Below are 20,733 nucleotides of genomic sequence, written 5' to 3' on the forward strand. Positions count from 1 at the left end.
CGTGTGCCGTGGCACTGAATCAGCGCCAACCTTAAACTTCGGGGGAATATTCTATACGCAACGACAGGGGTTGTCGTTAGTCAGAAGAGATTTATCAGTGAAATAATTCACGTAGCCTCTGGTTAAAGAGGCTACGTGCTCATTTATCAGGAATTAATGGATACCGCCAATACGATTTAAGCGTACGCCGGTTGGCCATTCGCCTTCCTGTTTCTCGAAGCTCATCCAGATGGTGGTGGCTTTACCCACCAGGTTCGCTTCCGGCACAAAGCCCCAGTAACGGCTGTCCGCGCTGTTGTCGCGGTTATCACCCATCATGAAGTAGTGTCCTGGTGGCACGATCCAGGTCGCCAGCTGCTGCCCCTTCTGCTGATAGTACATGCCCAGCTGATCCTGCGCGATGGAGACGGTCAGGATACGGTGCGTCACATCGCCCAGGGTCTCTTTACGCTCGTTCAGACGAATACCGTTCTCTTTGGTCTCGCCTTTCGGCAGCTGGAAGAAACCGCTGGTCGCTTCACCGCCGTTGCGACGGGCAAACGTCTGCACAAAGTCGCTTGGCTCAACGCCGGAATAGGTCACCGGTAATGCGCTACCGCAAGCGGTGCCGGAACTGCAGCCAGGCTGAACTGTCACCTCTTTGGAAACCGGATTATAGGTCACCTTATCACCCGGTACGCCAACGGTACGTTTGATGTAATCCAGACGTGGATCGTCCGGATATTTGAACACCACGATATCGCCGCGTTTTGGATGGCCGGTTTCGATCAGCGTCTTCTGGTAGATCGGATCTTTAATGCCATAAGCAAACTTCTCGACCAGAATAAAATCACCGATCAGCAGCGTTGGCATCATCGAACCGGATGGGATCTGGAAAGGTTCATAGATAAACGAACGTACCACCAGCACAATGGCCAGCACCGGAAAGACCGAAGCGCCCGTTTCCAGCCAGCCCGGCTTAGGGCTGACTTTCTTCAGGGTATTCGGATCCAACTGGTCGCCCGTGGCAGCCTGCGCGGCGGCCTGACGTTCGCGACGTTTCGGAGCAAAGATAAACTTATCCAGACACCACAACAGCCCCGTCACCAGTGTGGCAATCACCAGGATCAGGGCAAACATGTTCGCCATGCCAACTCCTTAAGGGTTATTTTCCGTCTTTACCAACGTGCAGAATGGCGAGGAACGCTTCCTGCGGCAGCTCAACGTTACCGACCTGCTTCATACGCTTCTTACCTTCTTTCTGCTTCTGGAGCAGCTTCTTCTTACGGCTGACGTCACCGCCATAGCATTTTGCCAGAACGTTTTTACGCAGCTGTTTCACCGTAGAACGGGCGATAATGTGGTTGCCAATGGCCGCCTGAATCGCAATGTCGAACTGCTGGCGTGGGATGAGATCTTTCATCTTCTCGACCAGTTCGCGACCGCGATACGGGGCGTTGTCGTTGTGGGTGATCAGCGCCAGCGCATCGACGCGCTCGCCGTTGATCAGCACGTCCACACGCACCATGTTGGAAGCCTGGAAGCGTTTGAAGTTGTAATCCAGCGACGCATAACCGCGTGAAGTTGACTTCAGACGATCGAAGAAGTCGAGCACCACTTCCGCCATCGGGATTTCATAGGTCAGCGCCACCTGGTTACCGTGGTAAACCATGTTGGTCTGCACACCACGTTTTTCGATACACAGCGTGATGACGTTACCGAGGAACTCCTGCGGCAGCAGCATGTGACACTCGGCGATCGGCTCGCGCAATTCATGAATATTATTCAGCGGCGGCAGCTTGGATGGACTGTCGACGTAGATAACCTCTTTCGAGGTGGTCTCGACTTCGTATACTACCGTTGGTGCGGTGGTGATCAGATCCAGATCGTATTCACGCTCCAGACGCTCCTGAATGATCTCCATGTGCAGCAGGCCGAGGAAGCCGCAGCGGAAGCCGAAGCCCAGCGCCGTCGAGCTTTCTGGCTCATAGAACAGGGAAGCATCGTTCAGGCTCAGCTTGCCGAGCGCGTCACGGAAGTTCTCGTAATCATCGGAGCTTACCGGGAACAGACCCGCATAAACCTGCGGCTTCACCTTTTTAAAGCCTGGCAGCGCTTTTTCTGCCGGGTTGCGGGCACCCGTCAGGGTATCGCCCACTGGCGCGCCGAGGATGTCTTTGATCGCACAAACCAGCCAGCCTACTTCGCCGCACTTCAGCTCGGTACGGTCGACCTGTTTTGGCGTGAAGATACCCAGACGGTCAGCGTTGTAAACCTGTCCGGTGCTCATCACTTTGATCTTGTCGCCTTTACGCATGGTGCCGTTTTTAATACGCACCAGCGAGACAACGCCGAGATAGTTATCGAACCAGGAGTCGATGATCAGCGCCTGCAGTGGCCCCTCCGGATCGCCTTCTGGCGCCGGGATGTCACGCACCAGACGTTCCAGCACGTCGGTGACACCCACGCCGGTTTTCGCCGAGCAGCGCACGGCGTCGGTCGCGTCGATGCCGACGATATCTTCGATCTCTTCCGCAACGCGTTCAGGGTCAGCGGCTGGCAGGTCGATTTTGTTCAGTACCGGCACAACCTCGAGATCCATTTCCATCGCGGTATAGCAGTTTGCCAGGGTCTGGGCTTCTACGCCCTGCCCGGCATCAACCACCAGCAGCGCGCCTTCACAGGCCGCCAGCGAACGGGAAACTTCATAAGAGAAGTCAACGTGGCCTGGGGTGTCGATAAAGTTAAGTTGGTAGGTTTCACCGTCAGACGCTTTATAGTCGAGCGTAACGCTCTGCGCTTTAATGGTAATACCGCGTTCGCGTTCCAGGTCCATGGAGTCCAGTACCTGGGCTGCCATTTCACGATCAGACAGGCCACCGCAAATCTGGATAATACGGTCAGACAGCGTCGACTTACCGTGGTCAATGTGAGCAATGATCGAAAAGTTACGTATGTTCTTCATATAGTTAAATAATTATGCCTTACGAATTCCTGGAGGCCGCTGTTCTTAGCCTGACGTTTTTCAGTGCGAAAACGCAGCATTCTACACTACATCTCCGTCACCAGGAAATGCTCTTCCAGCAAGCTTAGCGCGAAGATCTGGCGTTTTCTTTTATGAGATGTAAATAAAACAAAGCCCGGTAACATCACCGGGCTTCTGAAGAGAGCGTGTCGACACGCAGCTGATCGGGTGGCAATCCGACGCTGAGAATAACGGGGTGCCACGCTTCACGCTCCGCAAGACGGGAGGAAAAGCCGCGTGCCAGTAAAAAACCGCCCACGCCGCCCAGCGCTGCGCCGCACATCGCGGCGAGATCGGTCCCAAACAGCACCTGCAACAGCCCGCCAAGGGCAAACAGCCCCACCAGCGGGGAGAGATAGACCAGCATCGCCGAGCCAAGCAGGCTACCTTCAGCGATCCCTAACTCAACTTTTTGCCCCTCCACCAGCGGCTCTGCGCTGGGCACGCTGATCGTGTGTGAGGTCTGCGGTCCAAGTTTGTTCAGCACCCGGCTGCCGCAACCAGCGCGGGAGGCGCAGCTGTTGCAGGATGCTTTGACATCGCAGCTGACCAGCGCGACGCCCTTATGCCATGAAACGACCGTTGCCCACTCTTTGATCATTGTGCAGCCCTGAATTTAATGCTGTCGGCGATACGTTTAGCGGTTTGCGGCGGCAGTTCACCGACAACGGTGATCTCTGCGTTATCTCGTATCGTGGTGCTGACGGTGCGACGCCCGGTACGCAGCATCTGATCGGCACTGACCGGTGTTGCCCGGTTAATGTTCACCGAGAAGCTGAACAAGCCGTCGGAGTAAAGACGGGATTCAACCGGGGTATCGATGGTGGGCAGCTGGCGTCGACTGCTGGAGACTTCACTGAAGCCCTGCGGGATCCAGTTAGGCGCCCAGTTAAAGTTAACATTATCCCCCGCCGGGACGGAGAGCAGCGGCGGCAGGTTAGCTTTTGCCAGATTCTGCATGCTGTTACCGACCTGGTCGTCGATAGTAAAGGAGATCACCCGGAACTGCTCCAGCGTCTCACCATCCCGATCCAGCAGATCGACCCGCATTGGCAGCTTGGTCTCTGCATCCATCCAGACGATATAGCTGTAACGTGTTCCGTCTCTGGCGACCACCCGCAGCACCTCGCAGAGCCGATCGGCGATACGGGTACGTCCTACGGAGATGAAGTCGTAGTAAGGGGAAAGCCGTTTAAAATCGGTATAGATGAGCGAAGGCAGCGAATCAACAATGTAGTCGCCATTCAGCGTAAAGGGTTCGAGACCCGGCTCGAAATAGCTGATTTCATTGCCACGCTGCACAACTTCACGGCGCGGACCATCCATCTGCAAAAGCTGGGCAAGAGGCTGTTTATCAAGACGGGCATGGCGATAGCGTAACGACTCTACACCTTGCTTATTGATACTGATAAAAGACAGCTCGTAGTTGAGTGACTGGCTGGCCTGGTTCATTTGCTGCAACAACGCCCCGGACGATACATCAGCCGAGGCGTTGACAGTGAACAACAGGCTACCCGCCATCAGAGACATGGCGCACCAAAGTTGCTTCATTACTGCGATTGCGTTCCTAAAGTTTGGTTTCCTGGCACTTGCACAGCAGCCTGCTGCGTTTGCGCCTGTTCAAACTGAAGCTGTTCAGAATGCAGACGACGCTGCAATTCATAATCCTGCAACATCGCATTGATACGACGGCGCTGCTCTTGAACCTGCTGCTGCTGACCGGCACCGGCCGAGGCATCAGAAGGAATACCCAGACTTACCGGGCTGGCTTTGCCCATCATCGGCAGTGTATTAAACACTGGCGCTTCTGGTTGCTGGCTCACTTCAGATTGAGTGTTATAGTGCTGGACGCCCACAATAACTGCAAGCGATACGCAAGCAGCCACACCCATTTGAGTCAGTTGACTCGCCCAGGGGCGCACTTTGTTCCAGAAAGGCATCTTCTGCCACAGGTGCGGTGCAGGTTGGGCTTCGGGGATGAGCGGGGGGGCCTGAGAAACAGGTTCGTTCTCTATGGCCGCCATTACGCGAGCTGAGATATCAAAATGGAGGACATCGCTGGTATCGCCGCGCAGAGTATCGCGAATGAGATGATAACTCTCCCAGGTTTTTTGCATCTCAGGAGAGCGAGAGAGCTCGTTGAGCATCTCACTGTCCAGCGTTTCACCATCCATCAAAGCGGAAAGTTGTTCTTTCTGCATGCCTAATACCTTTTCCAGTATCCCGCTATCGTCAACGCCTGATTAGCGGTTGAACTTTATTATCAATAGCTTCTCGCGCACGAAAGATCCGTGAGCGAACCGTACCGACCGGGCAATCCATGATAGCGGCTATCTCTTCATAGCTCAGGCCATCTAACTCCCGCAACGTAATTGCCATGCGTAAATCTTCCGGGAGCGACTCGATGGTGCGAAAAACTATTTGTCTCAGTTCTTCTGACAACATTAAGTTCTCAGGGTTCGAAATTTCTTTCAACGCACCGCCGCTTTCATAATTTTCAGCGTCGATAGCATCGACATCGCTTGAAGGCGGACGTCGGCCCTGAGCGACGAGGTAGTTCTTAGCCGTATTGACGGCAATACGATACAGCCAGGTATAAAAAGCACTATCTCCCCGGAAAGATTCCAGCGCACGATAGGCCTTAATGAAAGACTCTTGTACCACATCAGGAACATCCCCTGACGGTACATAGCGGGACACCAGACTCGCCACCTTATGCTGGTAGCGCACCACCAGTAGGTTAAAGGCTTTCTGATCTCCCTTCTGGACCCGTTCAACCAGAATCTGGTCCGTTAACTGCTCGCTCATCCGAGGTAAAGTCTCCCCAAACCTAAATTCCACGCGTTATCGAAACGCCACTCCAAACACTGCACTGTGAGCAAGCAGTTGCTTTGAGGGTCTTTATTTCAATTAGTTCCGTCACGCCTTTGTTTTTGTTAATCAGGTCGCAGACTGTTCATTTTCTATCATTATAAGTCTGATACCGATACGTACCCAGTTTCTGCTAAGAAATGGCCTTTTACCGTTTGCAGGGTAACGCAAGACGGGCTTTATTTCACCACAAAATCTGTAGCTAACAATCTGCTACGCAAAATAATTTCGCCCTTTTTGTTCCTTATCTCTGTCTAGCCTCTGTTTAGTCATTGCAACTACTCTTAAAAAAAACGTGCGATTCATCGCATTCAGGTGCTATGCTGGCCAAACACTGTTTAGTAAATTAAACAAACATCATGAACGCAATTTCCGAACTCACCTGTGACGTACTGATTATCGGCAGCGGCGCCGCCGGCCTTTCACTGGCGCTGCGACTCGCCCCACACCAGAAAGTGATTGTCCTCAGCAAAGGTCCTGTTAGCGAAGGTTCTACCTTCTATGCCCAGGGCGGAATTGCCGCGGTGTTTGATGAAACTGACAGTATCGACTCCCATGTCGAAGATACCCTGATTGCCGGTGGCGGCATCGTGGACCGACACGCGGCTGAATTTGTCGCCAGTAATGCCCGCCACTGCGTGCAATGGCTGATCGATCAGGGCGTGCTGTTTGATACCCAGGTGCAGGCCAACGGAGAAGAGAGTTACCACCTGACGCGTGAGGGCGGACACAGCCATCGCCGGATCCTGCATGCGGCAGATGCCACCGGTAAAGCAGTCGAAACGACGCTGGTCAGCCAGGCGTTAAGCCATCCCAACATCCGGGTGCTGGAACGCAGCAACGCGGTGGATTTGATCATCTCCGATAAGATTGGTCTGCCGGGCACGCGGCGCGTTGTGGGAGCCTGGGTCTGGAACCGTAATAAAGAGAAGGTGGAAACCTGTCGGGCAAAATCGGTTGTACTGGCAACCGGCGGTGCTTCTAAGGTGTATCAGTACACCACCAACCCGGATATTTCCTCAGGGGACGGTATTGCCATGGCCTGGCGCGCGGGCTGTCGCGTGGCCAATCTGGAATTTAACCAGTTCCACCCCACTGCGCTATTCCACCCGCAGGCACGCAACTTCCTGCTGACAGAAGCGCTACGCGGTGAAGGCGCGCATTTAAAACGCCCGGATGGCACTCGCTTTATGCAGGACTTTGACGAGCGGGGCGAGCTGGCGCCGCGTGATGTTGTGGCCCGCGCAATCGATCATGAGATGAAACGCCTGGGCGTGGACTGCATGTATCTGGATATCAGCCACAAACCCGAAGCCTTTATTCGCCAGCACTTCCCGACCATCTATGAAAAACTGTTGGGGCTCGGCATCGACATCACCAAAGAGCCAATGCCGGTGGTGCCCGCGGCGCACTATACCTGCGGCGGTGTGATGGTTGACGATCATGGCCGTACCGACGTTGACGGTTTGTACGCTATCGGCGAGGTGAGCTACACCGGCCTGCATGGCGCGAACCGAATGGCATCAAACTCGCTTCTGGAGTGCCTTGTGTATGGCTGGTCAGCGGCGGAAGATATCACGAAGCGCATGCCTTACGCCCGCCAGGTGGAAAACCTGCCGGACTGGGACGAAAGCCGCGTCGAGAACCCGGATGAACTGGTTGTGATCCAGCATAACTGGCACGAGCTGCGCCTCTTTATGTGGGATTACGTCGGCATTGTGCGCACCACCAAACGTCTGGAGCGCGCCCTGCGCCGTATTACCATGTTGCAGCAGGAAATTGACGAGTATTACGCCCACTTCCGCGTATCCAATAATTTGCTGGAACTGCGTAATCTGGTTCAGGTGGCGGAGCTGATTGTGCGCTGCGCTATGATGCGCAAAGAGAGCCGCGGTTTGCACTACACGCTCGACTATCCGGAGCAGCTTGAGCATTCCGGCCCGTCGGTGCTCTCACCGCTGGCTCACATAAATAAATAGAAGGGGTGGGTCAGCGCCGTGTAGTCATCGGAATAACGCTGATCTGGCCCACGTATCACCAGCCTGTCGCTGAAGCACTCTCCCTCTTTCGGCGACAGCGCCAGCAGCACCCGGTGCGGCAGCCTGCCGTCGGTTTCCGCAATATCGGTGCGCAGGCGTAAAAACCAGCCCATCTCCAGCGCGCTGGCAATAAATGCACTGCCTGCGCTCTCCGGTAACACCACGCAGAAAAATCCCTCTTCGGAGATCAACCCGGCGGCGCAGGCTAACAGCGCGCCATGATCGAGCGTGTCGGTATACCGGGCCTGCTCTCGCTGGGGTGTAGCACAGGCTACGCCCGGTTCAAAATAGGGAGGGTTGCTGACAATCAGGTCATAGCGAGCCGTTTGCTCTGGCGCCCAGGCAAGAACATCCGCACAATGGAGAGATACGCGCGAAGCCCAGGGGGATTCCGCTACGTTTTCCGCTGCCTGCTCAGCCGCCTGGGGATCCAGTTCAATCGCGTCAAGCGTGACGGAGTGTTCGGTACGCTGCGCCAGCATCAGGGCTAATAATCCGCTGCCGCTGCCAATGTCGAGGATACGTTTAACGCCTGCTACCGGTGCCCATGCCCCCAGTAAAATGCCATCAGTGCCGACTTTCATTGCACAGCGATCGTGGGCGACAAAGAACTGCTTAAAAGTAAAACCATCGCGGCGCAGCTGCGCTTTGAGTTGAGACATGTCAGAGCAACCTTCAAAGTGAAACGGGTGTAGCATAGGTGAAAGCGTAACGACGGAAAAGGGATATCCACACAAACAGATGAAGATTGCAGCCGTAACGTCTATAATCAGCGCCCCACACAGAGGTAGAACATGACTGTAACGACTTTTTCCGAACTTGAACTCGATGAAAGCCTTCTGGACGCGCTCCAGGAAAAAGGCTTCACACGCCCGACCGCTATTCAGGAAGCGGCAATTCCGCCTGCACTGGAGGGCCGTGACGTGCTCGGTTCTGCGCCAACCGGCACGGGTAAAACGGCAGCCTATTTGCTGCCTGCGTTGCAGCATCTGCTGGATTTTCCGCGTAAGAAATCAGGTCCGCCGCGTATTCTGATCCTCACCCCGACCCGTGAACTGGCGATGCAGGTTGCCGATCATGCCCGTGAGCTGGCGAAGAATACCCACCTGGATATCGCAACCATTACCGGCGGTGTGGCCTATATGAACCACGCCGAAGTATTCAGTGAGAACCAGGATATCGTCGTTGCGACGACCGGGCGTCTGCTGCAATACATCAAAGAAGAGAACTTCGACTGCCGTGCGGTTGAAACCTTAATTCTTGACGAAGCTGACCGTATGCTGGATATGGGCTTTGCGCAGGATATCGAACACATTGCCGGTGAGACCCGCTGGCGTAAGCAGACCATGCTCTTCTCCGCGACGCTGGAAGGCGATGCGATTAAAGATTTTGCCGAGCGTCTGCTGGAAGATCCGGTCGAGGTGTCTGCCAATCCGTCCACGCGTGAACGCAAGAAGATCCATCAGTGGTACTACCGCGCCGATGATATTCAGCATAAAACCGCGCTGCTGATCCACCTGCTGAAACAGCCTGAAGCCACCCGCTCTATCGTCTTTGTACGGAAACGTGAGCGTGTGCACGAGCTGGCGACCTGGCTGCGTGAAGCGGGTATCAATAACTGCTATCTCGAAGGCGAGATGGTGCAGATTAAACGTAACGAAGCGATCAAACGTCTGACCGATGGCCGCGTGAACGTGCTGGTGGCGACCGACGTTGCTGCGCGCGGTATTGATATTCCTGATGTCAGCCACGTGTTTAACTTCGATCTGCCGCGCACTGCGGATACCTATCTGCACCGCATTGGCCGTACCGGTCGTGCCGGGCGTAAAGGGACAGCCATTTCGCTGGTCGAAGCGCATGACCATCTGCTGCTGCAGAAAATCGGTCGCTACGTTGAAGAGCCGCTGAAGGCCCGCGTGATCGACGAACTGCGTCCGAGCACCCGTGCGCCGAGCGAAAAAATGACGGGCAAACCGTCCAAGAAAGTGCTCGCTAAACGTGCCGAGAAAAAGGCGAAAGAGAAAGAGAAACCGCGCGTGAAGCAACGCCACCGTGATACTAAAAACGTGGGCAAGCGTCGTAAGCCTAGCGGCAGCGCGCCGGTGACACAGAAAGAAGAGTAATAAAAAAGCCGGGTTAAAACCCGGCTTTTTTTATCTGTACGATGGTAACGATTACAGGCTGGCAGTAAAGGTACGAGCAATAACGTCGCGCTGCTGTTCGGCAGTCAGTGAGTTAAAGCGTACCGCGTAGCCAGAAACACGGATGGTCAGCTGCGGATATTTTTCCGGATGCTTAACAGCATCTTCCAGCGTTTCACGACGCAGCACGTTAACGTTCAGATGCTGACCGCCTTCAACACGGACTTCAGGTTTGATTTCCATTGGGATTTCGCGGTATTCGAACTCGCCCAGCGCGTTAACCTGAACAACTTCATCTTCAGCAAAGCCTGCTTTTGCGCATACGCAGCGCGCTTCGCCTTTCTCGTTGTCCAGCAGCCAGAAAGAGTTCAGCAGGTCGTCGTTTGCAGCTTTAGTAATCTGGATACCAGTAATCATGTGATGTCTCCCTTACACTACAATATTGGGTGTCGCCCGTTCGTTCGGGCAATTGGTAAAACCATTGTTGCTTGAGTGTATATATATCAGTCAAACACTCGCCATTCCTTGACCTAAATCAACAAAAACCACACCAGTAAAAGGGTGATAACTGAAGATTATTGTTTTATATCAATTTTACCCTCGCACTGCCTTCAAAATTCTGTGTAAATTTTCAATATTTTTCAATGTAATGACATTTTTGGCTCACTAGTTTTGTTCCCTCGTCATATGCAGTTAAGCTAAAGACAGTGAAAATTCGCAGGAGAGCGAGATGACAGCACCTTTAACCTGGCACGACGTACTGGCCGATGAAAAAAAACAGCCTTACTTCGTTAATACTCTGAATACCGTTGCCACGGAACGTCAGGACGGCATCACCATCTATCCGCCCCAGAAAGATGTGTTCAACGCCTTTCGTTTTACCGAGCTGGCAGATGTCAAAGTGGTGATCCTGGGACAGGATCCCTACCACGGACCGGGTCAGGCGCACGGCCTGGCGTTTTCTGTACGTCCGGGCGTTGCCATCCCCCCTTCCCTGCTGAATATGTATAAGGAGCTGGAAGCCTCGGTGCCGGGGTTTACCCGCCCTTCACATGGCTACCTGGAAAGCTGGGCACGTCAGGGTGTTCTGTTGCTTAACACCGTACTGACGGTTCGCGCCGGGCAGGCCCATTCTCATGCCAGCCTCGGATGGGAGACATTTACCGACAAGGTCATCAGCCTGATTAACCAGCACCGGGAAGGGGTGGTCTTTTTGCTCTGGGGATCGCATGCGCAGAAGAAAGGGTCGATCATTGATACTCAGCGCCATCATGTGCTGAAAGCGCCGCACCCGTCACCGCTGTCAGCCCATCGCGGCTTTTTTGGCTGCAATCATTTTGTGCTGGCGAATGAGTGGCTGGAGAAACAGGGCGAAACGCCGATTGACTGGATGCCGGAGTTACCGGCTGAAAGCGAGTAAGTTGTTGTAGGCCGGGTAAGGCGAAGCCGCCACCCGGCACATTGCCCGGCGGCGCTACGCTTGCCGGGCCTACGAACGACGAACAAAGCGGGATTATGCTTTGTTCTGACGCCACCACTCCGCCAGCAGAACGCCAGTCGCAACGGATACGTTGAGGCTTTCTACATTGCCGGTGCCATCGATAGAGACGCTCAGATCGGCGCTGGAGAGTGCCGCATCGGAGAGACCATCGCGCTCCTGACCCAACACCAGCACCATCTTACGTGGCAGTGTCGCTTTAAACAGCGGCGTGGTGCCTTTGTGGCTGGAGGTGGTCACGATGGCATAGCCCGCCTGACGGAACTGCTCAATCGCTTCCAGCACGCTGTCGCCGGTGATCGGCTGAACGTGCTCCGCGCCGCCTTCCGCCGTACGGATTGCTGCGCCGGATTCCAGCAGAGCCGCATCCTGCAGCAGAACGCCTTTCACACCGAAGTGGGCGCAGCTGCGCATCATGGCGCCGAGGTTGTGCGGGTTACCCACGTCTTCCAGGGCCAGCACGCAGTCATCTTCGCCAGCCTGGCTGACCCACTGCTTAACGGTGGTACCGTTACGTTTCTTAATCAGGAAGCAGACGCCACCATGGTGTTCGGTGCCAGACGCTTTGGTGATCTCAGCATCGTCTACCACATGGTAGGCTTTGCGGTTGGCCGCCATCCAGCGCAGCGCTTCTTTGAATCGTGGCGTGACGCTCTGGATGAACCAGGCGCGCACGATGCAATCAGGACGGCTCTGGAACAGAGCCTGACAGGCGTTTTCGCCATAGACGCGTGTCTCTTCCGCACGCTGACGGCGGATCACTTCCGGATCGATAACCGTTTTACCGGCCATGCTGCCGTGATCGACGGGCGCAGTGGACTCGTCGCCCGGCGCGCGGGAGACGGTACGCCACGGTGAGGCGTCGCGGCTAAAGTCGTCGCGTTTGAAATCATCACGCTTACGGTCGTCACGTTTGCGGTCATCACCGCGGCTATTTCTCTCATCGCGGGCGGGGCGACGGCCACCGTCTGCACGAGATGGCCCTGGACGCCCGCCACCTTTTCCGGTACGCGGATTTTGGGTGCGTTTATCAGAGTCATCGTCACTGCGGACATACATCACTTTGACCTTGCCGCTTTTGTTTTTCAGTTCGTCGTTCATGCTTTTCTCCACCAGCGCTGCGCGAAGCGCGCAGATTACCCGATGTCCCGGCGCATAGCCATTACTTCGTATAAAAGCCTGTGACTATTGTTCTCATTGAACAAAACGCATTGTTGTTTCAAACAGGGTCGTTGATAATATGTAACATATTGGAAACATAACCGGCATGTTGCCGATTTGTCCCCCTGCTCTACCTGAGGTTAGTTATGAATACCGTATGTGCCAACTGCCAGGCTCTTAACCGCATTCCGGAAGATCGCATTGATGACGGAGCAAAATGCGGACGCTGCGGTCATGAATTGTTCGATGGTGACGTGATTAATGCTACCGGCGAAACTCTGGATAAACTGCTGAAGGATGATCTGCCGGTTGTTGTCGACTTCTGGGCACCGTGGTGCGGCCCGTGCCGTAACTTTGCGCCGATCTTTGAAGATGTCGCCGAAGAGCGTAGCGGTAAAATGCGTTTTGTGAAAGTGAACACCGAAGCTGAGCGCGAACTGAGCTCCCGCTTCCGCATTCGTAGCATCCCGACCATTATGATTTTCAAGAATGGTGAAGTCGTCGATATGCTCAATGGTGCCGTTCCGAAAGCACCTTTTGATAGCTGGCTGAACGAATCCCTCTGACATTCCGGGGCACGTAACTTGTGCCCCGCCCTCGCCTCTGCGAGAATGGCGTTTTTTCTGCGCTCCTTCCCATGACTGATAACGCCGTACTGCAACTGCGCGCCGAACGCCTGGCGCGTGCGACTCGCCCTTTTCTTGCCCGTGGTAACCGCATTCGTCGCTGTCAGCGCTGTCTGCTGCCGCTCAGGCAGTGCCTCTGCGCGACGCTGGCGCCCAGCCATGCTCAAAGCCGTTTTTGTCTGGTGATGTTCGATACCGAACCGATGAAGCCCAGCAATACCGGGCGGCTGATCGCCGATATTCTACCGGATACCGCAGCCTTCCAGTGGTCACGCACTGAGCCACCTCAGGCGCTGCTCGATCTGGTCGCCAGCCCCGACTATCAACCGATGGTAGTGTTTCCGGCCTCCTACGCCGGTGAAACGCGTCAGGTGATTACCGCTCCCCCCACCGGTAAACCGCCGCTGTTTATCATGCTGGATGGCACCTGGACCGAAGCGCGTAAAATGTTTCGCAAAAGCCCCTATCTGGATGCCCTGCCGGTGATCTCCGTCGATTTGTCGCGCGTCTCGGCTTACCGGCTACGTGAAGCCCACGCAGAAGGCCAGTATTGTACTGCCGAAGTGGCCATTGCCCTGCTGGATCTGGCGGGGGATGTCCAGGCGGCAGGCGCACTGGGCGATCACTTCTCACGCTTTCGCGAACGTTATCTGGCCGGAAAAACCATTCATAAGGGAAGCATCACAGCGGCGGAGCCGGAAAGCGTTTAAAATCATCAGGTCACTCGCCTTTTCAGGAGATCTGTATGAGCCAGCGCGGGCTAGAAGCCTTACTCCGCCCTAAATCCATTGCCGTGATTGGCGCGTCGATGAAGCCCGAACGCGCCGGTTATCTGATGATGCGTAACCTGCTCGCTGGCGGCTTTAATGGCCCGATACTGCCGGTTACCCCCGCGTATAAGGCGGTGTTGGGTGTCCTTGCCTGGCCGGATGTGGAGAGCCTGCCCTTCATTCCCGATCTCGCGGTGCTCTGCACCCACGCCCGACGTAACATCGCTCTGCTCGATGCGCTGGGGAAGAAGGGCTGCAAAACCTGCATTATTCTCTCTTCGCCCCCTGAACAGCAGGCGGAGCTGCTGGCCTGTGCGACGCGCTACCAGATGCGACTGCTGGGGCCAAACAGCCTGGGTCTGCTGGCACCGTGGCAGGGGCTGAATGCCAGCTTTTCTCCTGTCCCGATACGTAAAGGCAAGCTGGCCTTTATTTCCCAGTCGGCGGCGGTCTCCAATACGATCCTCGACTGGGCCCAGCAGCGCGAAATGGGCTTTTCCTATTTCATCGCGCTGGGCGACGGTCTGGACATTGACGTTGACGAGCTGCTGGATTTTCTGGCGCGCGATAGCAAAACCAGCGCCATCCTGCTCTATCTTGAGCATCTCAGCGACGCGCGTCGCTTCGTCTCGGCAGCCCGTAGCGCTTCACGCAACAAACCGATTCTGGTGATCAAAAGCGGGCGTAGCCCGGCCGCCCAGCGTCTTTTGCATTCACATTCAGGCATGGATCCGGCATGGGATGCCGCTATCCAGCGTGCCGGCTTGCTGCGTGTTCAGGACACCCACGAACTCTTTTCCGCTGTCGAAACGCTCAGCCATATGCGCCCGCTACGGGGGGAACGGCTGATGATCATCAGTAACGGCGCCGCCCCTGCCGCGCTGGCGCTGGACGAACTCTGGCTGCGTAACGGTAAGCTGGCCACCCTCAGCGAAGAGACAATACAGCGTCTGCGGGAGGCGCTGCCGCCCGGCGTGGAGCCGGGTAATCCGCTCGACTTACGCGACGATGCCAGCAGCGAGCATTATCTCAGCGCACTCAATATCCTGCTGGACAGCCAGGACTTTGATGCCCTGATGGTCATTCACTCCCCTAGTGCCGTAGCCCCGGGCAGCGAAAGCGCTCGTGCGCTGATTGATATTGTGAAGAAGCATCCGCGCGGAAAGTATGTGTCGCTTCTGACTAACTGGTGCGGTGAATTTTCATCTCAGGAGGCGCGACGTCTCTTCAGCGAGGCTGGCCTCCCCACTTACCGTACCCCGGAAGGCACCATCACCGCTTTTATGCATATGGTGGAATACCGGCGCAATCAGAAACAGCTGCGGGAGACGCCTGCCCTGCCGGGAAACCTGACCGCCAATACGGGTCATGCTCACGACCTGTTGCAGCGTGCCATTGATGACGGCGCGCGTTCGCTGGATACGCACGAGGTACAGCCGATCCTCACCGCCTATGGCCTGCATACGCTGCCCACCTGGATCGCCAGCGACAGCGCGGAAGCGGTGCATATCGCCGAGCAGATCGGTTATCCGGTGGCACTGAAACTGCGTTCGCCGGATATCCCGCATAAATCTGAAGTTCAGGGGGTGATGTTGTATCTGCGTACCGCGGCGGAAGTCCAGCAGGCGGCGGATGCCATTATCGATCGCGTTAAAATGGCCTGGCCCCAGGCGCGGATCCACGGCCTGCTGGTGCAGAGCATGGCTAATCGTGCCGGCGCGCAGGAGCTACGGGTGGTGGTGGAACACGATCCGGTCTTCGGTCCGCTGATCATGCTGGGCGAAGGGGGTGTGGAGTGGCGCCCTGAAGAGCAGGCGGTGGTGGCCCTGCCGCCACTGAACATGAACCTGGCGCGTTATCTGGTGATTCAGGGGATTAAGAGCAAAAAGATCCGCGGACGCAGTGCCTTAAGACCGCTGGATATCGCCGCCCTGAGCCAGTTCCTGGTGCAGGTATCAAACCTGATTGTCGATAGCCCGGAAATCCAGCGTCTGGATATTCATCCTTTACTGGTATCCGGCAGCGAACTGACGGCGCTGGATGTGACGATGGATGTGGCGGCCTATACCGGCGATCGCGAAAGCCGGCTTGCTATCCGCCCTTACCCCCATCAGCTTGAAGAGTGGGTGGAGATGAAAAATGGTGAACGGTCGCTGTTCCGCCCTATCCTTCCTGAAGATGAACCCCAGCTTCAGCGCTTTATCGCTCAGGTCACAAAAGAAGATTTGTACTACCGCTACTTTAGCGAAATCAACGAATTTACCCACGAAGATTTAGCCAATATGACGCAGATCGACTACGATCGGGAAATGGCTTTTGTTGCCGTCCGACGCACTGAAGGGGGCGATGAAATCCTTGGCGTCACACGTGCCATCTCCGATCCTGATAACGTCGATGCGGAGTTTGCGGTGCTTGTCCGCTCCGATCTGAAAGGTCTGGGGCTGGGAAGACGATTACTCGAAAAGCTAATCAGTTATACGCGCGATCACGGACTGATCCGCCTCAATGGCATTACTATGCCTAACAACCGTGGCATGGTCGCCCTGGCGCGAAAGCTGGGCTTTACCGTTGATATCCAGCTTGAAGATGGGATCGTCGGATTGACTCTGCAGCTGATGCCATCAGGTAAACAAGAGTAAGGTACTGGAAATGTTGACCACTTTAAACGGCACTGGTGGTATGATTGCCCGCTTCTGTTGGCTGCATAGTCCATATAATCCTTCAATGAACAGAGAAGAAACGCACTGTGATGTTGTCCAAATTTAAGCGTAATAAACATCAACAACACCTTGCTCAACTACCGAAGCTTTCTCAGTCAGTTGATGATGTAGAGTTTTTTTATGCTCCCGCCGATTTTCGGGAGACGCTACTGGAAAAAATTGCCAGCGCAACGCATCGTATCTGCATTATCGCGCTTTATCTTGAACAGGATGAAGGCGGCAGCGCCATTTTACGCGCCGTGTACGAAGCCAAACGCCAGCGCCCTGAGCTGGATGTCCGTATCCTGGTCGACTGGCATCGCGCCCAGCGCGGCCGTATTGGCGCGGCTGCGTCCAACACCAATGCCGACTGGTATTGCCGCATGGCGCAGGAAAACCCCGGCGTAGATGTCCCCGTTTATGGTGTTCCGGTTAACACTCGCGAAGCTCTGGGCGTCCTCCATTTCAAAGGCTTTATCATTGATGACAGCGTGCTCTATAGCGGCGCGAGTCTGAACGATGTCTATCTGCATCAACTGGATAAGTACCGTTACGATCGTTATCACCTGGTGCGTAATGCCCGCATGGCTGACGTCATGTTTGAGTGGGTGGACCAACATCTGGTGCATGGCCGCGGTGTAAATCGCCTCGACGATCCACAGCGACCAAAAAGCCCGGAGATCAAAAATGACATCCGCCTTTTCCGTCAGGAACTGCGCGATGCCATGTTCCATTTCCAGGGCGACGCCGATAATGAACAGCTTGCAGTGACCCCACTGGTCGGGCTGGGTAAATCCAGCCTGCTCAACAAGACCATCTTCCATCTGATGCCGTGTACAGAGCATAAGCTGACCATCTGTACACCGTACTTCAACCTGCCGGCGGTGCTGGTGCGTAACATCATTCAGCTGTTGCGCGACGGTAAAAAGGTGGAAATTATCGTTGGCGATAAAACCGCGAACGATTTCTTCATTCCTGAAGATCAGCCGTTTAAGATCATCGGCGCCCTGCCTTATCTCTATGAGATCAACCTGCGCCGCTTCCTGAGCCGCCTGCAGTACTATGTGAATACCGATCAGCTGGTTGTGCGTCTGTGGAAAGATGAAGATAACAGCTATCATCTGAAAGGCATGTGGGTTGATGATGAATGGATGCTGCTGACGGGCAATAACCTCAATCCACGCGCGTGGCGACTGGATCTTGAAAATGCGATTTTGATCCACGATCCCCGCCAGGAGCTGGCTGCTCCGCGCGACCGTGAACTGGATCTGATCCGCACGCACACCACTGTGGTTAACCATTATCGCGATCTGCAAAGTATCGCTGACTATCCGGTGAAAGTGCGTAAGCTAATTCGCCGTTTACGTCGCATCCGAATCGACCGGTTGATTAGCCGCATCCTGTAATCTTCAGCCCTGTCATTGACGGGGCTTTTTTATGGAGGTCGTTGTGCGTTATTTGCTGTTAATGGGCTGCCTGGTTTTGGGTGGATGCAGCCATATGGCTCAGGATAGCTGGTCCGGTCAGGATAAGGCGCAACACTTTTTAGCCTCGGCGATGCTCTCGGCTGCGGGTAATGAATATGCCCAGCGCCAGGACTACAGTCGCGACCGCAGCGCTGCATACGGCCTGATGTTTTCAGTCAGTCTGGGGGCATCGAAAGAGCTCTGGGACAGCCGCCCGGCAGGGAGCGGCTGGAGCTGGAAAGATTTTGCCTGGGACATAGCCGGTGCGACTACCGGCTATGCCGTCTGGCAGATGGCGGATCATTAAAGACGCACGCCTTTCCCTTTGCGGTGCAGCATTAAAGAGACAATGAATGCCAGCGCCCCCATCAGCGTGACGTACCAGAAAAAGATTGTCTCACTCCCCACCGATTTTAATGACAGGGCGACATATTCCGCTGAGCCGCCAAAGAGCGCGTTAGCCACCGCATAAGACAAGCCAACGCCCAGCGCACGCACCTGAGCCGGAAACATCTCTGCCTTAAGGATACCGCTGATAGAGGTGTAAAAACTGGCGATAATCAGTGCCACCATCACAAGTGCAAAAGCGGCATAAGGTGATGTTACATGCTGAAGCGCCGTGAGAATGGGCACAGTGCATAACGCCGATAACCCACCAAAAATCAGCATCGAGCTACGGCGGCCAATTTTATCCGACAGCGCACCGATAAGGGGCTGAATGAGCATAAAGACAAAGAGCGCCACCGTCATCACCATACTCGCCACGTTAGCGTGCATACCCGTAGTGTTAACCAGATACTTCTGCATATAGGTGGTGAAGGTATAAAAGGTGAGCGAACCGCCTGCCGTAAAGCCGAGCACCATTAAAAAGGCCTTCCGGTTACGCCATAAGCCTTTAAATGAACCTGCCTCTTTTAACGTTCTCACCTCTTTACGCGACGTTTCGTCCAGCTGACGGCGCAGCCACAGCGCCACAATGGCAAGGAGGGCGCCAAGCGCAAAAGGAATACGCCATCCCCAGGCACGGAGATCTTCATCACTCAGAACCTGTTGCAGGATCACGACGGCCAGAATAGCCAGGAGTTGTCCCCCTATCAGGGTGACGTACTGAAATGAGGCATAAAAGCCTTTACGCCCTTCCACGGCAACTTCACTCATATATGTCGCGCTTGTGCCATATTCCCCCCCAACGGAAAGTCCCTGGAACAAACGCGCCAACAGCAGTAAGGCTGGAGCCCAAGTACCGATAGTGTCATAGCCCGGCAGACAGGCGATAACCAGGGAGCCGAAACACATCATGCAGACGGAGATCAGCATGGACGTTTTTCGCCCCTTTCGATCGGCAATACGCCCAAAGAGCCAGCCGCCGATTGGACGCATCAAAAAGCCTGCGGCGAAAACGCCTGCAGTTTGCAGAAGCTGGGTAGTGGTGTTGCCGGATGGGAAGAAGATATGGGCAAAATAGAGCGAGCAAAACGAGTAAACGTAAAAGTCGAACCATTCAACCAGATTGCCTGAAGATGCACCGACGATTGCCCAAATCCTGCGGCGAGTATCGTCCTCTGCCAGTTTTTTACTATCCGTATCTGTACTTGCTACGGTTTCTGTCATTTTAAATCCCCTGTCTTACAATGCGGGCCAAAGCACCCACTCCAGTAAAACCAGATTTAAAATTTAACGTTAGGTAAAATAAATGTTTCTATTATGTTTCATTTGGTTTTGTTATCTGGATCACAAAATGAATCCTGCCATGGGTAACATTGTTACCCCCACTTTTTTTGATGCGCTTGTTTTCGTTGTAAATAATCCTCATCGGCGCGAATTTTATCCCACCATCCTTTGAAAACTTTTGCGGCTTCGGCTTTGACGGGATCGTGATCCAGCGGGCGCACGTTACGTTCATCATCGTACTTTTTTCCGCCTTTGTGGTTGGCGTAGCGTCTGGCGCGGGTATATCCCATCTGGATAAATTTTCTGGCCATATCCATGCCCACAAAATCGTCTTGCTGACGGTATTGCTCAAAGAGTGCGTATATTTCCTGCGCAGATTTTGTCGCAACCTCAGCATTTTTGTATCGCCAGTAGGGCAGAATTTCGCTTTTGTAAGGTTCAACCAGCAGAACGCCTTGCTCTCCCCGCCCTACCTGATAAAGCTCAGGATGGTCGCGAAAGTTTATGTTGGCGAAATCTTGTTGATAGTTAAATGGGGGGTTCGGCAAAATAACCTCGCTGACGATGCGTATCTTGTTATTTTAGCCAGAGATTGTTGATTGCGCCCGCCAGGGTGGAAAAGCAAAAAACCCCGCACCTTGCGGTACGGGGTTTCTTTAATTGATGCCTGGCAGTTCCCTACTCTCGCATGGGGAGACCCCACACTACCATCGGCGCTACGGCGTTTCACTTCTGAGTTCGGCATGGGGTCAGGTGGGACCACCGCGCTACAGCCGCCAGGCAAATT

The 20,733-nt window shown here is 54.7% G+C and carries 20 protein-coding genes and 1 rRNA gene; 8 read left to right on the forward strand and 13 right to left on the reverse strand.

What is annotated here, in order from left to right; all coding sequences use genetic code 11:
- Positions 1 to 153: 153 nt before the first annotated feature.
- The 7 genes from lepB to rseD form a co-directional block, all read right to left on the reverse strand.
- Entirely contained in the window at positions 154 to 1,128 is a 975-nt protein-coding gene (gene lepB / locus C3406_RS20370) for a signal peptidase I (protein ID WP_103824593.1), read from the reverse strand.
- A gap of 16 nt (positions 1,129 to 1,144) precedes the next feature.
- Positions 1,145 to 2,944 carry a translation elongation factor 4 gene (lepA, locus tag C3406_RS20375; protein ID WP_103180755.1) on the reverse strand — a complete coding sequence of 600 codons (1,800 nt, stop codon included), beginning with the start codon at positions 2,942 to 2,944 and terminating at the stop codon, positions 1,145 to 1,147.
- Positions 2,945 to 3,128: 184 nt separating this feature from the next.
- Entirely contained in the window at positions 3,129 to 3,605 is a 477-nt protein-coding gene (rseC, locus tag C3406_RS20380; protein WP_103826492.1) for a SoxR-reducing system protein RseC, read from the reverse strand.
- The gene (gene rseB / locus C3406_RS20385; protein ID WP_103180757.1) at positions 3,602 to 4,555 is read right to left on the reverse strand and encodes a sigma-E factor regulatory protein RseB; all 954 of its coding nucleotides are present in this window, start codon (positions 4,553 to 4,555) and stop codon (positions 3,602 to 3,604) included. The genes rseC and rseB overlap by 4 nt, the downstream gene beginning before the upstream one ends.
- Complete coding sequence (gene rseA / locus C3406_RS20390) at positions 4,555 to 5,205, reverse strand: anti-sigma-E factor RseA (protein ID WP_103824591.1); 651 nt, start codon at positions 5,203 to 5,205, stop codon at positions 4,555 to 4,557. Before rseA ends, rseB begins: the two co-directional genes overlap by 1 nt.
- Positions 5,206 to 5,236: 31 nt before the next feature.
- The gene (rpoE, locus tag C3406_RS20395) at positions 5,237 to 5,812 is read right to left on the reverse strand and encodes an RNA polymerase sigma factor RpoE (protein WP_103824590.1); all 576 of its coding nucleotides are present in this window, start codon (positions 5,810 to 5,812) and stop codon (positions 5,237 to 5,239) included.
- Positions 5,809 to 5,877, reverse strand: coding sequence for a rpoE leader peptide RseD (gene rseD / locus C3406_RS26920; protein WP_233212310.1), 69 nt, complete (start codon positions 5,875 to 5,877; stop codon positions 5,809 to 5,811). Before rseD ends, rpoE begins: the two co-directional genes overlap by 4 nt.
- Before the next feature lie 357 nt (positions 5,878 to 6,234).
- Between rseD and nadB the strand changes: the two genes are divergently transcribed.
- Entirely contained in the window at positions 6,235 to 7,854 is a 1,620-nt protein-coding gene (nadB, locus tag C3406_RS20405; protein ID WP_103824588.1) for an L-aspartate oxidase, read from the forward strand.
- On the opposite strand, the gene trmN is transcribed toward nadB, so the two are convergent.
- Positions 7,839 to 8,576, reverse strand: coding sequence for a tRNA(1)(Val) (adenine(37)-N(6))-methyltransferase TrmN (gene trmN, locus C3406_RS20410; RefSeq protein WP_103824587.1), 738 nt, complete (start codon positions 8,574 to 8,576; stop codon positions 7,839 to 7,841). The two genes, nadB and trmN, sit on opposite strands and share 16 nt — an antisense overlap.
- A gap of 132 nt (positions 8,577 to 8,708) precedes the next feature.
- Here trmN and srmB point away from each other — a divergent pair, with 132 nt between their 5' ends.
- Positions 8,709 to 10,037: an ATP-dependent RNA helicase SrmB gene (srmB, locus tag C3406_RS20415; RefSeq protein WP_103824586.1), complete on the forward strand. Its 1,329-nt coding sequence runs from the start codon at positions 8,709 to 8,711 to the stop codon at positions 10,035 to 10,037.
- Between the two features lie 51 nt (positions 10,038 to 10,088).
- On the opposite strand, the gene grcA is transcribed toward srmB, so the two are convergent.
- Positions 10,089 to 10,472, reverse strand: coding sequence for an autonomous glycyl radical cofactor GrcA (gene grcA, locus C3406_RS20420; RefSeq protein ID WP_103824585.1), 384 nt, complete (start codon positions 10,470 to 10,472; stop codon positions 10,089 to 10,091).
- Positions 10,473 to 10,785: 313 nt separating this feature from the next.
- Between grcA and ung the strand changes: the two genes are divergently transcribed.
- On the forward strand, positions 10,786 to 11,475 hold the full coding sequence (gene ung / locus C3406_RS20425) for a uracil-DNA glycosylase (protein WP_103824584.1): 690 nt from the start codon (positions 10,786 to 10,788) through the stop codon (positions 11,473 to 11,475).
- Between the two features lie 93 nt (positions 11,476 to 11,568).
- Here ung and C3406_RS20430 read toward each other — a convergent pair whose 3' ends face one another.
- Complete coding sequence (locus C3406_RS20430; RefSeq protein ID WP_103824583.1) at positions 11,569 to 12,654, reverse strand: tRNA/rRNA methyltransferase; 1,086 nt, start codon at positions 12,652 to 12,654, stop codon at positions 11,569 to 11,571.
- Positions 12,655 to 12,860: 206 nt separating this feature from the next.
- Here C3406_RS20430 and trxC point away from each other — a divergent pair, with 206 nt between their 5' ends.
- From trxC to C3406_RS20460, 5 genes are all read left to right on the forward strand, one after another.
- Positions 12,861 to 13,280, forward strand: coding sequence for a thioredoxin TrxC (gene trxC / locus C3406_RS20440; protein WP_103180766.1), 420 nt, complete (start codon positions 12,861 to 12,863; stop codon positions 13,278 to 13,280).
- A gap of 71 nt (positions 13,281 to 13,351) precedes the next feature.
- On the forward strand, positions 13,352 to 14,050 hold the full coding sequence (gene tapT, locus C3406_RS20445) for a tRNA-uridine aminocarboxypropyltransferase (RefSeq protein WP_103824582.1): 699 nt from the start codon (positions 13,352 to 13,354) through the stop codon (positions 14,048 to 14,050).
- Positions 14,051 to 14,085: 35 nt separating this feature from the next.
- On the forward strand, positions 14,086 to 16,749 hold the full coding sequence (locus C3406_RS20450) for a bifunctional acetate--CoA ligase family protein/GNAT family N-acetyltransferase (protein WP_103824581.1): 2,664 nt from the start codon (positions 14,086 to 14,088) through the stop codon (positions 16,747 to 16,749).
- 110 nt (positions 16,750 to 16,859) lie between these two features.
- Complete coding sequence (pssA, locus tag C3406_RS20455; RefSeq protein WP_103824580.1) at positions 16,860 to 18,215, forward strand: CDP-diacylglycerol--serine O-phosphatidyltransferase; 1,356 nt, start codon at positions 16,860 to 16,862, stop codon at positions 18,213 to 18,215.
- Positions 18,216 to 18,246: 31 nt separating this feature from the next.
- Complete coding sequence (locus C3406_RS20460) at positions 18,247 to 18,582, forward strand: YfiM family lipoprotein (protein WP_476629944.1); 336 nt, start codon at positions 18,247 to 18,249, stop codon at positions 18,580 to 18,582.
- Here C3406_RS20460 and C3406_RS20465 read toward each other — a convergent pair.
- From C3406_RS20465 to rrf, 3 genes are all read right to left on the reverse strand, one after another.
- Positions 18,579 to 19,886, reverse strand: a complete 1,308-nt coding sequence (locus C3406_RS20465) for an MFS transporter (RefSeq protein ID WP_103824579.1) — start codon at positions 19,884 to 19,886, stop codon at positions 18,579 to 18,581. The two genes, C3406_RS20460 and C3406_RS20465, sit on opposite strands and share 4 nt — an antisense overlap.
- Positions 19,887 to 20,038: 152 nt before the next feature.
- The gene (locus tag C3406_RS20470) at positions 20,039 to 20,494 is read right to left on the reverse strand and encodes a DUF4385 domain-containing protein (protein ID WP_103180771.1); all 456 of its coding nucleotides are present in this window, start codon (positions 20,492 to 20,494) and stop codon (positions 20,039 to 20,041) included.
- A 117-nt stretch (positions 20,495 to 20,611) separates the two neighbouring features.
- A 5S ribosomal RNA gene (gene rrf / locus C3406_RS20475) occupies positions 20,612 to 20,727 on the reverse strand.
- Between the last annotated feature and the right edge of the window lie 6 nt (positions 20,728 to 20,733).

It is taken from the genome of Leclercia sp. LSNIH8 (genome assembly GCF_002920195.1).
GTDB lineage: Bacteria > Pseudomonadota > Gammaproteobacteria > Enterobacterales > Enterobacteriaceae > Enterobacter.